Below are 12,537 nucleotides of genomic sequence, written 5' to 3'. Positions count from 1 at the left end.
GTGGCCTTACGGTGGAAGGCGCACCCCGCGCGCCCCGTCGCGCGAACCGTCGTCGCACCGAGGCAGGCACCACCCCCTATGAACGTCACGCGAGGCTTCGCCGGACGCTCGCGCGCCCGGCACCCCGGACTCCCCCCGGGCCAGTACGACGCGGGCGCCGACTGGCCCGTCCTGTCCGCCGAGGTGACCCCCGACCTCACGCCCGAGGAGTGGACCTTCCGGGTCGACGGGCTGGTCGCCGAGGAGCGCACCTGGACGTGGGCCGAGGCGCGGGCGCTGCCCGGGTCGGTCTACGAGGGCGACATCCACTGTGTGACCAGCTGGTCAAAGTTCGGGGTGCGGTTCGGGGGCGTGTCCCTGGACGTGTTCCTGGACGCGGTGCGGCCCGACCCGGCCGCGACCCACGCCGTGGCCTACGCGCACACCGGGTACACCAGCAGCCTCCCGCTGGCCGACCTGCGGGGCGGACGCGCCTGGATCGCCTTCACGTACGACGGCGCGCCCCTCGCGCCCGAGCACGGCGGCCCGGCGCGGCTGCTGGTGCCGCACCTGTACTTCTGGAAGAGCGCCAAGTGGATCGCCGGCATCCGGCTCCTCGACCACGACGAGCCGGGGTTCTGGGAGCAGAACGGCTACCACGCGCGCGGCAACCCCTGGGAGGAGCAGAGGTACTCCGGTGACTGACCTCGTTCCCGCCCCCGCCCGGGCCTCCGCCCACCCGGCGACCCGGTTCGCCGTGCCCGGCCGGATCGCCGTGGACGCGCCGCAGGCCGGTGAGTGGCAGCCGGCCACGCTCAGCGCGATCCGCCGCGAGACGGACCGCGCGGCCACCTTCCGGCTCGCGGTGCCCGGCTGGCCGGGGCACCTGCCCGGCCAGCACCTGATGCTGCGGCTGACCGCCGAGGACGGCTACACCGCGCAGCGGCACTACTCGATCGCCTCCGCGCCCGACGACTCGGGCCACATCGAGCTGACCCTGGACCACGTCGAGGGCGGTGAGGTCTCCGGCTGGTTCCACACCGAGGCCCGGCCCGGCGACCGGGTCGAGGTGCGCGGCCCGGTGAGCGGGTTCTTCGCCTGGCCCGGCGACCGGCCGGCCCTGCTGATCGGCGCGGGCTCCGGGGTCGTCCCGCTGATGTCCATGGTCCGGCACCACCGGGCGCGCGGCCTGGACGTACCGCTGCGGCTGCTGGTGTCCGCGCGGGGTCCAGAGGAGCTGATCTACGCGCGCGAGTACGGCCCGGAGACCACGCCGGTCTTCACCCGCCGGGCGCCGCGGGGCACGCCCGTGGGCCGGCTGGGCGCCGCGCACCTGGAGCCGGTCCTCGCCGAGCGGCCGCCCGGCGGCTGGGAGGCCTACGTGTGCGGTTCCAACGGGTTCGCCGAGCACGCCTCGCGCCTGCTGGTGGCGGCCGGACAGCCGGTGGACCGCATCCGCATCGAGCGCTTCGGCTGACCGTCCGCCGGGCCCCGCGGGTGGTGGCGTCGGCTTCCCGTTGAACAATGGCTCCGGTAGGCGTACGACTTACCTGTGGGCACTCGTCCGCGTGCGGCGAGGAGGTCGACGTGCGAAACCGGGTGCGCGGCTGGCGCTGGCGGAGCAATCCGCTGCGGCGCCGGTCGGACGTCGTGGAGGCGTGGACGGCGCTGGTGGTGGCCGTGCTGCTGCTGGTGGGCGCGCCCCTGGCCGGGTCCCTCGCGGGCCGGTGGGCGCACGACGAGGCACGGGCCGTGGCGTCGGCGCAGCGGGCCGACCGCCACCGGGTGCGCGCCGAGGTGGTGGGTGACACCCCGGACGCCCTGCCGGTGATGGAGGACGGGCGCCGCCGGAGCTACCGGGTGACCGTGCGCTGGACGCCGCCCGGCGAGCGGCCCCGGCTGACGGCGGCGCGGGTGCCGGCGGGCACGCGCACCGGCGACACGGTGACCGTGTGGCTGGACTCCCGGGGGCGGGGCGTCACCGCGCCGCCCGACGAGACGGCGGTGTGGCAGCACACCCTGACCATCGGCAGCAGCGTCGCCCTGGGCGCCGGGACCGCGGTGCTGCTGGCGCACGCGGTGGTCCGCCGGGTCGCGCTGCGCCGGCGGCTGGGCGAGTGGGAGCGGGACTGGACCCGCACCGAACCGCAGTGGACGCGGCGGCACAACGCCTGAACCGCGGTCCCCCGCACGCGGGACGGGGTCTGGTGGGCGCCTGTCACGGGCACGTACGGTGTGCTGGTTCGTCCAGCCCGTTGACAAAAAGGCGGTCCTGCATGGCCCTGTTCGACCTCTCCCTCGACGAACTGCGCGCGTACCGCAGCGCGTCCACCGAGCCGGAGGACTTCGAGGCGTTCTGGTCCAAGACGCTCCAGGAGGCGCGCGCGCACGACCTGGACGCCCGGTTCGAGCCGGTCGACACGGGCCTGTCGACGGTCGAGGTGTTCGACGTGACGTTCGCCGGGTTCGGCGGGCACCCGGTCAAGGGCTGGCTGACGCTGCCCGCCGGCGCCACCGCGCCGCTGCCGCTCGTCGTGGAGTTCGTCGGCTACGGCGGCGGGCGCGGCCTGCCCCACGAGCACCTGCTGTGGGCGTCGTCGGGCCGGGCCCACTTCGTCATGGACACCCGCGGCCAGGGCAGCACCTGGGGCGGGGGCGGGGCCACGGCCGACCCGGTGGGCGGCGCCCCCGCGTTCCCGGGCTTCATGACCCGGGGCCTGGACGCGCCCGAGCACTACTACTACCGGCGGGTGTTCACGGACGCGGTGCGCGCGGTGGAGGCGGCCCGGTCGCACCCGCTGGCCGACGCCTCGCGCACGGTGGCGGTCGGCGCGAGCCAGGGCGGCGGCATCACGATCGCCGTGGGCGGCCTGGTGCCCGACCTGGTGGCGGTCGCACCGGACGTGCCGTTCCTGTGCGACTTCCCGCGGGCCGCGACCCTGACGGACCGTCATCCGTACCGGGAGATCGGCCTGTTCCTCAAGACGCACCGGGGCCGCACCGAGGACGCGCTGCGCACGCTGTCCTACTTCGACGGGGTGCACTTCGCGGCGCGCGGCGCGGCGCCCGCGCTGTTCTCCGCGGCCCTGGAGGACCAGACCTGCCCGCCGTCGACGGTGTTCGCCGCCTTCAACGCCTGGGCGCACGAGGACAAGGCGATCGAGGTCTACGACTTCAACGACCACGAGGGCGGCGGCCCGTACCAGGAGGCCGCGAAGCTGCGCTGGCTGCGCTCCTACGCCTGACCTGGACCGGCCCGTCGGCCGGGACCGTCCGCGGACGCGACCTTCCCACTGGTCCGACCGGTCGGTATGTTCGGGGGGCCGGCCCGCGGCGGCGCGGTCGGCACTTCACGGATCCCGGTTTTCCGGCGGATGACGGAGGGCGCCCATGCCCGAGTACGAGGCACAGCTGCACGGCCACTGCGACGCGCGGTTCGCCGCGGTGCGGGACGCGTTCGAGGAGAACTTCCGCACCCGGGGCGAACTCGGCGCGGCCGTCACGGTGATCGCGGACGGCGAGGCCGTGGTGGACCTGTGGGGCGGCTGGGCCGGTCCGGCGCGCACCCGCCCGTGGCAGCGGGACACTCTGGTCAACGTCTGGTCGACCACCAAGGGCCCGGTGGCGCTGTGCGCGCACCTCCTGGCCGACCGGGGCCTGCTCGACCTGGACGCGCCGGTCGCGGCCTACTGGCCGGAATTCGCCGCCGCGGGCAAGGAGAAGGTGCTCGTACGGCACCTGCTGTCGCACCGGGCGGGCCTGGCTGGGCTGCGCGAGCCGCACTCGCTGGAGCAGCTGTGCGACTGGGAGGCGACCGTCGCGCGCCTCGCGGCCACCGAGCCGTGGTGGGAGCCGGGGACGCGGTTCGGCTACCACGCGCTCACCTACGGCCACCTGGTGGGCGAGGTGGTGCGACGGGTGTCGGGGCTGACACCGGGGGCGTTCCTGGAGCGGGAGGTGACCGGGCCGCTCGGCGTCGACTTCATGATTGGGCTGCCCGAGAAGGACGCCGGCCGGGTGGCCGTGCTGGAGCACGCCCCGGCCGGTTCACCCGGCGAACAGCAGGCGGCTCCCGGCCGGTTGGCGCCGGTGGCGCTGGCCGCGCTGACCAACCCGGCGGTGGGCGCGGCCGGGGCCAACACCCCGGCGTGGCGGGCCGCCGAGATACCCGCCGCGAACGGGCACGGCACGGCACGCGCGGTGGCGGAGCTGTACGCCGTCCTCGCCGGGCGCGGCACCCACGCCGGGCAGCGGATCCTGTCCCCCGCGGCGGTCGAGCGGGTGCGCGAGGGGCAGGGCGCCGGACGGGACCTGGTGCTGGGCGCGGGGCTCGGGCGGGACACGGAGATCGGCCTGGGCCTGTGGCTGAGCGGACCGCACGGCTCGTACGGGCCGAACCCGCGGGCTTTCGGACACGACGGCTTCGGCGGCTCCTGCGGGCTCGCGGACCCCGAGGCGGGGGTGGCACTGGGCTACGTCATGAACCGGATGGGGCCGCGGATCGCCGACGATCCGCGCAAGACGGCCCTGGTGGACGCCCTGTACCAGGCGCTGTGACGCGGCCGGGGCCGACGGGGCGAGGGGCCCGCTTTCGGCCGTTCGGGCGGGCCGCCCTTCCCAACTGGTTTAGACCAATGGTAGATGTGGTGGCGCACCGAGCCCGCACGGCTACGAAACGTCACCACAGGAGGCGCGCGGCACATGGCCCGCAGCATCCCCCGGGAGCACCCGCACATCGAGGAACGGCCGCTGTACTGGCGGATCGCCATGGAACTGCTGGACGCCCTGCGCGACGGCAGCTTCCCACCGGGCCGTCGGCTGCCCGGTGAACGACGGCTGGCGCAGCAGTACGGCGTCAGCCGGGAGACCGTACGGCAGGCGCTGGACGTGCTGCGCCGCGACGGCCTGGTCGAGACCGACCGGCGCGGCAGCCACGCCGCCCTGCCGGGGACGCCGGTGTCCACGCCCACCTGCCTGGCCTTCCCGCTGGGCGCCGGGACGGCCGAGCCCGGCACGGTGAACACGGCCAGCGTCAGCTGGGAGCCGCCCCCGCCGGAGCACGCCGAGGCGCTCGGCCTCGCTCCGTACCGGCCGACCCTGGTCCACCGCTACGAGGCCGCCGGGACGGACGGACGGGGCCGGCGCACGGCCGTGACGTCGTTCTCGGCGGTCGCGCTCGCCGAGGTCGAGGAACTCGCCCGCTACCGCGAGCGTGCCGGGGCGCCCGGCACACCCCAACTGCGGCGCGCCTACGACTGGATGCGGCGCGCGGGCCTGACGCTGCACCACCACGACGCGATCACCCGCCTGCCCGACGCCCCCTCGATGCGGGTGACCCGCCGGGTACACGACCAGTACGCGCGCCCGCTGGAGATCACCGACCTGCTGGTGGACACCCGCCAGGGCGCGCTGGTCTACGAGTTCACGCTGCCCGCGGCCGGGTGAGGCCCGGTGGTGGCCCGCCGGGACCGCCCCCGCCCCGCCCGGGGCGGCGTCAGGAGGTCCGGCGGGCCGCCACCATGCGGACGCGGGGGCTGCCGTCGTCGCGGCGGCCGAACTCCGGCAGCGCGTACAGGTCCACCGCGAAGCCCGCGCGCTCCAGCTCCCGGCGGACCTGGCCGAGCCGGAAGGCCCGGTAGTACATCACGAACGGCGGCCGCCACAGCGCGTTGCGCACCCGCATCACGGCGTCGAAGCCCAGCAGCATCCAGAACGCCGGGTGGCGGGGGCGCGGCGGCGCGAGGACCGGGAAGGCGAAGGTGCCGCCGGGCCGCAGCACCCGGTGCACCTGCCGGAACAGGCCCGGCAGTTCACGGGGCAGGAAGTGGCCGAAGGCGCCGAAGCTGACCACCAGGTCGAAGGCGGACGCGAAGGGCAGGGCCCGGGCGTCCGCGCGGACCCAGGAGACCCGCGGGCCGGTGACGTCCGTGCGCCGGCGGGCCTGCGCCAGCATCCCGGCGCTGAAGTCGACGCCGGTGACGCCCGAGCGGCACACCTCGGCGAGGACGCCCACGCCCGCGCCGGTGCCGCAGCACAGGTCCAGGCCCTCCTCGTACGGGCCGGTGCGCCGCAGGGCGGCGGCGACCGCGTCGAGGACCGGGTCGGGGGTGCGGAAGGGCGTGTGGTCGAACTTCGGAGCGAGCAGGTCGTAGCCGCGCTCGACGGACGACAGTGCCTGGACGGCGAGTTCGCGCAGGGTCGGGCCCTCGGGGCTGAACATCCGGGTCAGCTTAGGGCAACGCGCCGGCCGAGGACGGACAGGGCCCGCTCGCACCAGCGCAGGTTCTCCTCCTCGAACCCGATCCCGGCCAGCAGGGTGAGGTACGGGCCGACGCGGTCGGCCTCGCGCAGGTACTCCTCCTCCGAACGGCCGGCCAGCAGTCTCTCCCGGACCCGCTCGTACCGGCCGAGCTTGCCACGCGCCCAGCTCATGCGCTCCTCGAGCAGCTCCCGGACGGTGCCCGGATCGACGCCGTCGCTCGCCTGGATCTTGATGAGGAGCTCGTCGCGGATCGCGGTCGGCCTGCGCGGCGCGGCGGCGGAGAAGGCCCGCAGGTCGGCGCGGCCGGCCTCGGTGAGCGTGAACATCCGCTTGTTGGGCCGCCGTTCCTGCTGCACCACCCGGGCCTCGATCAGCCCGTCGCCGGCCAGCCGCTCCAGCTCCCGGTAGAGCTGCTGCGGGGTGGCGGGCCAGAAGTTCGCCAGCGAGACGTCGAAGAGCTTGGACAGCTCGTATCCCGAGGCCTCGCCCTCCAGGAGGGCGGCCAGGACGGCGTACTTGAGAGACATGTGGACACGGTAACAGCGGGTGATTATTGTCGAACGCACCTATTCAAAAAGTTGACTGACACAGAGAGTCGCAGGTGATCCGATGCGCGCCTTCCGCGAGGCCGTCGAGGCACGGGACATGGACGCCGTGGAGGCGCTGCTGGCCGAGGACGTCGTGTTCACCAGCCCGGTGGCGTTCAAGCCCTACGAGGGCAAGGCGCTCACCGCGGCCGTCCTGCGCGGGGTGCTGCGCGTCTTCGAGGACTTCCGCTACGAGCGCGAGCTGTCCGGCTCCGACGGCCGCGACCACGCGCTGGTCTTCACGACCCGGGTGGACGGCCGCGAGCTGACCGGCTGCGACTTCCTCCACGTGAACGAGGCCGGGCTGATCGACCGGTTCATGGTGATGGTGCGTCCGCTCTCGGGCGCACAGGCCCTCGCGGCCGCCATGGGCGCACAGTTCGAGCGCATCGTGCAGGAGGCGTCGGGCGCCGCCCCGCGGTGAACGCCGTCCCGTCGCCCTGAGGGCGCAGTAGCCTGCCGCCCATGAAGGTGGGCAGCGCCGACACCCGGCTGATCGTCCTGCGGGGGAACTCCGCGTCCGGCAAGTCGTCCGTGGCGGCCGGGATCCGCAACCGCTTCGGCCGGGGCGTCGCGCTCGTCGGGCAGGACCACCTGCGCCGGACCGTGCTGCGCGAGCGGGACCGGCCGGGCGGGGCGAACATCGGGCTCATCGACACCGTCGCGCGCTACGCCCTCGACGCCGGCTACCACGTCGTCGTCGAGGGCATCCTCGACGCCTCCCGCTACGGCGCGATGCTCGGCCGTCTGTGCGCCGACCACCGGGGGCCCACGCACGGCTACTACCTGGACGTGCCGTTCGAGGAGACCCTCCTGCGGCACGCCACCAAGCCCGACCTGCCGGGCGTGGGCGAGGAGCAGCTGCGGGAGTGGTACCGGCCGCTGGACCTGCTGCCCGGCCTGCGGGAGACCGTGATCGGCGCCGACAGCGCGCTGGCGGACACGGTGGAGCGGGTGCTGCGGGAGACCGGGCTGGCGGGGCTGCCGGCGCGGGAGGACTGAGGAGGGCGGCCGGCCGGAGGGCACCGGCGCCGGTACCGTCAGTTCGTCCGTCCGTACGGCCACGGAATACGGCGGTCTCCCGCCGTGTTCACCCCACGAACCGGTCAGCGAGTGCTACGCTGCCGTCAGCACCTGTGCACGCCCCGTCGTGGGCGTCGGTGCGGATCTTCTCTCTCCGTCGCTTTCCACTTCCGCGACGCTCTCGGATTTCCGTCCGCACCCCGGGCCCACGCCCTTCGCGCACCCGGGTGCCGTTCCCGCCGCTCGGAGGCCCTTCCGTACGCCAGGCAGTCGCCCTCTTCGCGCACGCCGGCCGGCCTCCCCCCTCCGCGGCTCCACCCCCTCCTGCAGCAGTTGCCCTGCCCGTCGTCCGCGAAAGGACCGACCACCATGACCACCACACTCGAACGTCCCCCCGTCCAGCAGCGGCCCCCGGCCCGCACCGTCACCGGCGTCCTCGACGTCGACGGCGACGGCAAGGGGCACCTGCGGGGGCCGGACTGCCTGCCCTCCCCCGCCGACCCCACCGTCCCCGCCGCACTGATCCGCCGTCACGGCCTGCGCAAGGGCGACCTGGTGGAGGGCGTGCGGGGCGAGCAGCGCGCGCTCACCGACGTCACCCGCGTCGACGGCCGGACGCCGGACGCGCTGCGCGGCCGCCGCCACTTCCGCGACCTGACACCCCTGCACCCGAGCGAGCGGCTGCGCCTGGAACACCCGGCCGCCGGGCTCGCCGGGCGCGTCACCGATCTGCTCGCCCCCGTCGGCAAGGGCCAGCGCGGCCTGCTCGTGGCCCCGCCCAAGACCGGCAAGACCGTGCTGCTCCAGCAACTCGCCGCGGCCGTCGCCGGGAACCACCCCGAGTGCCGGCTGATGGTCGTGCTGCTCGACGAACGGCCCGAGGAAGTCACCGACATGCGCCGCTCCGTGCGCGGCGAGGTGTACGCCTCGACGTTCGACCGGGCCCCGCGGCAGCACATCGCGCTCGCCGACCTGGTGATCGAGCGGGCCAAGCGGCTGGTGGAGGCCGGCGACGACGTCGTGATCCTCCTCGACTCCCTGACCCGGCTGTGCCGGGCCCACAACAACGCGGCCGCCTCCGGGGGCCGGACGCTCAGCGGCGGCGTCGACGCGGGTGCGCTGCTCGGGCCCAAGCGGTTCTTCGGGGCCGCCCGCGCCGCCGAGGAGGGCGGCTCGCTCACGATCCTCGCCACGGCGCTGGTGGAGACCGGCTCGCGCGCCGACGACTTCTTCTTCGAGGAGCTCAAGGGCACCGGCAACATGGAGCTGCGCCTGGACCGCGAACCGGCCTCCCGGCGCGTCTTCCCCGCCGTCGACATCGACGCCTCCGGCACCCGCCGCGAGGAACTCCTCCTCTCCCCCGCCGAGTTGAACGCCGTGCGGGGCCTGCGCCGGGCGCTGCGCACCCGGGACGGGCACGCCCACCTGGATACCCTGCTGGAGCGCATGCGCCAGAGCCCGGACAACGCGACGTTCCTGCGGCGGATCCAGCCGACCCTGCCGGGGGCGTAGCTCGGGGATCGGCCCGGTGCTGAGCGGCGGCGCCCTCCGTCGGACGCCCTGCGCGGGATGCCCTCCGGGGGGATGCCCCGCGCCCGTAGGCCGAGCGGGTGCAATCGGCCCGTGGGCTGAGCCCTTGCCGCTCACGCCGAGCCGGGTCACGCAGGATTCCTTCCGTATCAGAGGACCCTCGCCCCCAGGGGCGCGCCGAACTCCGGGATCCCCCATGACCTCCGCTCCCGTCCAGCCGCAGCTGGGTGACCCCACCGCGCCGGTGCCCGCCGACGACGGGGCCCAGGCCGCCGTTCCGCTCGCGCACCCCCGTTCCGTGGCCGGACGGACCGCGCCCCGTGCCCGGCCGGGCGGACCACTGGCCGGACGTACCGTGGCCGTCCTCGGACTCGGCTACGTCGGTCTGCCCACCGCCCTGGCCCTGCGCGACGCCGGAGCCGACGTGGTCGGCATCGACGTCAGCACGGAGCGGCTGCGGGACGTCCGCGCCGGCCGCGTCGACCTCCTGCCGGAGCAACTGTGCCGCCTCCAAGCGGAGATGGCCGATCCGCAGGACGCCTCCTTCCGCCTCACCGCGGAGCCGGCCGCCGTCACCGCGGCCGACGCCGTACTCATCTGCGTGCCCACCCCGGTCGACCGCCACCAGGTGCCCGACCTGCGCATGCTCTCCGCGGCCTGTGCCGGGGTCGTACGCCACGCGGTCCCCGGACAGCTCCTGCTGCTCACGTCCACCAGCTACGTCGGGACCACGCGCGAGCTGGTGATCGACCCGCTGCGCGCCCGCGGGCTGGACGCCGGCACCGACGTGTTCGTGGCGTTCGCCCCCGAGCGCATCGACCCGGGCAACTCCGCGCACGGACAGGAACGCACCCCCCGGGTGGTGGGCGGCGCGAGCGCCGCCTGCACCGAGCGGGCCGCCGACCTGCTGGCCGGCATCGCACCGGCCGTCCACCGGGTGGACAGCCCCGAGGCCGCCGAGATGACGAAGCTGTGGGAGAACACCTTCCGCGCCGTCAACATCGCCCTCGCCAACGAACTGGCGGACAGCTGTCACAGTCTGGGGCTCGACCCGCGCCCGGTCATCGCGGCCGCGGCGACCAAGCCGTTCGGATTCATGCCCTTCTACCCCGGTCCGGGCGTCGGCGGGCACTGCATCCCGTGCGACCCGCACTACCTGTTGTGGCAGTTGCGCGCCCGGCGCGAGCACGTCCCGCTCATCGACACCGCCATGCGGGCCATCGGCCGCCGCCCGCAGGAAGTGGTGCGCCGGGCCTGCCAGCGGCTGGCGACGGCAGGCGTGCCCACCGCCGGCGCACGGATCCTCCTCGTCGGCCTCGCCTACAAGGAGGGCGTCGCCGACCTGCGGGAGAGCCCGGCGCTGGAGATCGCCGGACGGCTCGCCGACGCGGGCGCACAGGTGGAGTACCTGGACCCCCTCGTCCCCTCGGCCCGGCTCGCCGGCGCGGTCCGCAGCACCGTCACCGACCCCGGCGCGACCGACTGGGACCTGGTCGTCATCCACACCGTGCACCCCGGGACGGACCTGAGCTGGCTCGACGCCGACCGGACGCTGGACGTCGGTCACCGGCTCGGCGCGGTGGCGGCCGCCCGGTGAGCACCGCGCCCCGGACCCTCACCCCGCGAGCGGCCGTGCCCCACGCCGTGCCCGCCACCCGGCTCACCGCCCGTCTGCAGCGGGCCGACCCCGCAGTCCGTCACGGGGTGCGCCGTCTGCTCACCCTGGTGTGCCTGCTGCCCCTGCTGCTGCTCCTGGCGCAGGCCACCGTCCGCCTGAAGCAGCCCTCCCTGCCGCTGCTCTACGGCGTGGTGGTGCTGGCCGGCACGATCGCCGTGTTCCACCTCGCCTACAGCCACTACCGGGACCCCTCCGCACAGGCGCTGCCCCTCCCCCGCCGGCACCGCGCCGGCCCCGCCTTCCCCGCGCTGCCCGCCGAGCCCACCGTGACGTTCGTCCTCGCGGTCAAGGACGAGGTGGACGGCATCGAGGCGTGCGTCCGCTCGATGGTCTCCTCCGACTGTGCCGGGCTGCGCGTCGTCGTCGTGGACGACCACTCCACCGACGGCACGGCCGAGGTGCTGGAGCGACTGCGTGGCGAGCTCGGCATCGACGTGCTCCGCCTGACCCGCAACCTGGGCAAGAAGCACGCCCTCGTCCTCGCCTGCCAGGACGTCACCACCGACGTCATCGCGTTCACCGACTCCGACTGCGTGCTGGCGCCCGACGCGCTGCGGCGCTGCGTGCGCGCCCTGGTCCGCAACCCGTCCCTGGGCGCCGTCAGCGGGCACTGCCGCGCCCGCAACGCCCGCGCGAGCGTGCTCACGCGCATCCAGGACACCTGGTACGAGGGACAGTTCCGGGTGTCCAAGGCCGCCGAGGCGTCGTTCGGCTCGGTCTCCTGCGTCTCCGGCCCGCTCGCCGTGTTCCGCCGCGACGCCGTCTACAACTACCTGCCCGCCTGGGCACAGGACCGGTTCCTGGGTGCCCCGTTCAAGTTCGCCACCGACCGCCAGCTCACCGGCTACGTCCTGGGCCAGAGGTGGCAGGGGCGCACCCTCAAGGCACGCCACGCCTCCTCCCCCTTCGTCACCGCCCAGGACTTCCCCGAACGCCCCTGGCGGGTCGGCTACGTCCACTCCGCCCGGGTGTGGACCGACGTACCGGCCCGGATGGCACCCCTGCTGCGCCAGCAGGTCCGCTGGAAGAAGAGCTTCCTGCGCAACCTGTTCTTCACCGGCGGCTTCATGTGGCGCCGCGGTGTGGGGCCGGCCGCCCTCTTCTACGGCCACGTCCTGTGGGTCCTGGCCGCTCCCGCCATGGCCTTCGTGCACCTGCTGTGGGCACCCCTGCACGGCGACTGGTGGCTCACCGTCCTCTACCTGCTGGGCGTGCTCCTGAAGGGCTGCGCGTGGGGCCTGGCCTACCGGCTGGACCACCCCGGTGACACCCGCTGGCGCTGGCGGCCGCTGATGAGCCTGTTCTCGGCGCTCGTCCTGGCGTGGCTGCTGCCCTACGCGCTGCTCACCGTCCGCAAGGGCGTCTGGACCAGGGGGGCGGCATGACCGGCCTGCCGCGCCGTTTCGCCCGGGTCCTCACCGGCCTGCTGGTCCTCACCGCCGTGGTCGCCCTCTACCTGACCGTCCTGTTCCGAGGGG

At 74.9% G+C, this 12,537-nt stretch carries 13 protein-coding genes; 11 read left to right on the top strand and 2 right to left on the bottom strand.

Annotation, left to right across the window (positions count from 1 at the left end):
* Positions 1-78: 78 nt before the first annotated feature.
* The 6 genes from AQJ30_RS01875 (at position 79) to AQJ30_RS01850 (ending at position 5,424) form a co-directional block, all read left to right on the top strand.
* Positions 79-684 carry a sulfite oxidase-like oxidoreductase gene (locus AQJ30_RS01875; protein WP_067227935.1) on the top strand — a complete coding sequence of 202 codons (606 nt, stop codon included), beginning with the start codon at positions 79-81 and terminating at the stop codon, positions 682-684.
* Positions 677-1,456 carry a ferredoxin reductase gene (locus tag AQJ30_RS01870; protein WP_067227934.1) on the top strand — a complete coding sequence of 260 codons (780 nt, stop codon included), beginning with the start codon at positions 677-679 and terminating at the stop codon, positions 1,454-1,456. Before AQJ30_RS01875 ends, AQJ30_RS01870 begins: the two co-directional genes overlap by 8 nt.
* A gap of 110 nt (positions 1,457-1,566) precedes the next feature.
* Positions 1,567-2,154 (top strand): Rv1733c family protein, encoded by a 588-nt coding sequence (locus AQJ30_RS01865; protein WP_067227932.1) that lies wholly within the window; start codon positions 1,567-1,569, stop codon positions 2,152-2,154.
* A gap of 101 nt (positions 2,155-2,255) precedes the next feature.
* Entirely contained in the window at positions 2,256-3,224 is a 969-nt protein-coding gene (locus AQJ30_RS01860; protein WP_067227930.1) for an acetylxylan esterase, read from the top strand.
* A gap of 145 nt (positions 3,225-3,369) precedes the next feature.
* Positions 3,370-4,536 carry a serine hydrolase domain-containing protein gene (locus tag AQJ30_RS01855; RefSeq protein ID WP_067227929.1) on the top strand — a complete coding sequence of 389 codons (1,167 nt, stop codon included), beginning with the start codon at positions 3,370-3,372 and terminating at the stop codon, positions 4,534-4,536.
* A gap of 144 nt (positions 4,537-4,680) precedes the next feature.
* Positions 4,681-5,424 carry a GntR family transcriptional regulator gene (locus AQJ30_RS01850; protein ID WP_067227927.1) on the top strand — a complete coding sequence of 248 codons (744 nt, stop codon included), beginning with the start codon at positions 4,681-4,683 and terminating at the stop codon, positions 5,422-5,424.
* Between the two features lie 49 nt (positions 5,425-5,473).
* Here AQJ30_RS01850 and AQJ30_RS01845 read toward each other — a convergent pair whose 3' ends face one another.
* Positions 5,474-6,199: a class I SAM-dependent methyltransferase gene (locus AQJ30_RS01845; protein ID WP_067227925.1), complete on the bottom strand. Its 726-nt coding sequence runs from the start codon at positions 6,197-6,199 to the stop codon at positions 5,474-5,476.
* 5 nt (positions 6,200-6,204) lie between these two features.
* Positions 6,205-6,768, bottom strand: a complete 564-nt coding sequence (locus AQJ30_RS01840; protein ID WP_067227924.1) for a PadR family transcriptional regulator — start codon at positions 6,766-6,768, stop codon at positions 6,205-6,207.
* A gap of 82 nt (positions 6,769-6,850) precedes the next feature.
* On the opposite strand from AQJ30_RS01840, the gene AQJ30_RS01835 reads away from it, so the two are divergent.
* The 5 genes from AQJ30_RS01835 (at position 6,851) to AQJ30_RS01815 (ending at position 12,444) form a co-directional block, all read left to right on the top strand.
* Positions 6,851-7,252, top strand: coding sequence for a nuclear transport factor 2 family protein (locus AQJ30_RS01835; protein ID WP_067227922.1), 402 nt, complete (start codon positions 6,851-6,853; stop codon positions 7,250-7,252).
* A gap of 41 nt (positions 7,253-7,293) precedes the next feature.
* Complete coding sequence (locus AQJ30_RS01830; protein ID WP_067227920.1) at positions 7,294-7,830, top strand: P-loop NTPase family protein; 537 nt, start codon at positions 7,294-7,296, stop codon at positions 7,828-7,830.
* Between the two features lie 390 nt (positions 7,831-8,220).
* On the top strand, positions 8,221-9,363 hold the full coding sequence (rho, locus tag AQJ30_RS01825; RefSeq protein WP_067227919.1) for a transcription termination factor Rho: 1,143 nt from the start codon (positions 8,221-8,223) through the stop codon (positions 9,361-9,363).
* A gap of 214 nt (positions 9,364-9,577) precedes the next feature.
* Positions 9,578-10,978, top strand: a complete 1,401-nt coding sequence (locus AQJ30_RS01820) for a nucleotide sugar dehydrogenase (protein ID WP_079083713.1) — start codon at positions 9,578-9,580, stop codon at positions 10,976-10,978.
* Entirely contained in the window at positions 10,975-12,444 is a 1,470-nt protein-coding gene (locus AQJ30_RS01815; RefSeq protein ID WP_079083712.1) for a glycosyltransferase family 2 protein, read from the top strand. The genes AQJ30_RS01820 and AQJ30_RS01815 overlap by 4 nt, the downstream gene beginning before the upstream one ends.
* Positions 12,445-12,537: the final 93 nt, after the last annotated feature.

The organism is Streptomyces longwoodensis (assembly GCF_001514125.1).
GTDB lineage: Bacteria > Actinomycetota > Actinomycetes > Streptomycetales > Streptomycetaceae > Streptomyces > Streptomyces longwoodensis.
The sequence above is the reverse complement of the archived record's forward strand: the minus strand, read 5'-3'. Positions and strand labels throughout refer to the sequence as shown.

Coding starts and splice junctions, on each gene's coding strand:
- AQJ30_RS01830 (WP_067227920.1), top strand. CDS start 7,294: ATGAAGGTGGGCAGCGCCGACACCCGGCTGATCGTCCTGCGGGGGAAC.
- AQJ30_RS01860 (WP_067227930.1), top strand. CDS start 2,256: ATGGCCCTGTTCGACCTCTCCCTCGACGAACTGCGCGCGTACCGCAGC.
- AQJ30_RS01820 (WP_079083713.1), top strand. CDS start 9,578: ATGACCTCCGCTCCCGTCCAGCCGCAGCTGGGTGACCCCACCGCGCCG.
- AQJ30_RS01845 (WP_067227925.1), bottom strand. CDS start 6,199: ATGTTCAGCCCCGAGGGCCCGACCCTGCGCGAACTCGCCGTCCAGGCA.
- rho (WP_067227919.1), top strand. CDS start 8,221: ATGACCACCACACTCGAACGTCCCCCCGTCCAGCAGCGGCCCCCGGCC.
- AQJ30_RS01855 (WP_067227929.1), top strand. CDS start 3,370: ATGCCCGAGTACGAGGCACAGCTGCACGGCCACTGCGACGCGCGGTTC.
- AQJ30_RS01835 (WP_067227922.1), top strand. CDS start 6,851: ATGCGCGCCTTCCGCGAGGCCGTCGAGGCACGGGACATGGACGCCGTG.
- AQJ30_RS01850 (WP_067227927.1), top strand. CDS start 4,681: ATGGCCCGCAGCATCCCCCGGGAGCACCCGCACATCGAGGAACGGCCG.
- AQJ30_RS01840 (WP_067227924.1), bottom strand. CDS start 6,768: ATGTCTCTCAAGTACGCCGTCCTGGCCGCCCTCCTGGAGGGCGAGGCC.
- AQJ30_RS01875 (WP_067227935.1), top strand. CDS start 79: ATGAACGTCACGCGAGGCTTCGCCGGACGCTCGCGCGCCCGGCACCCC.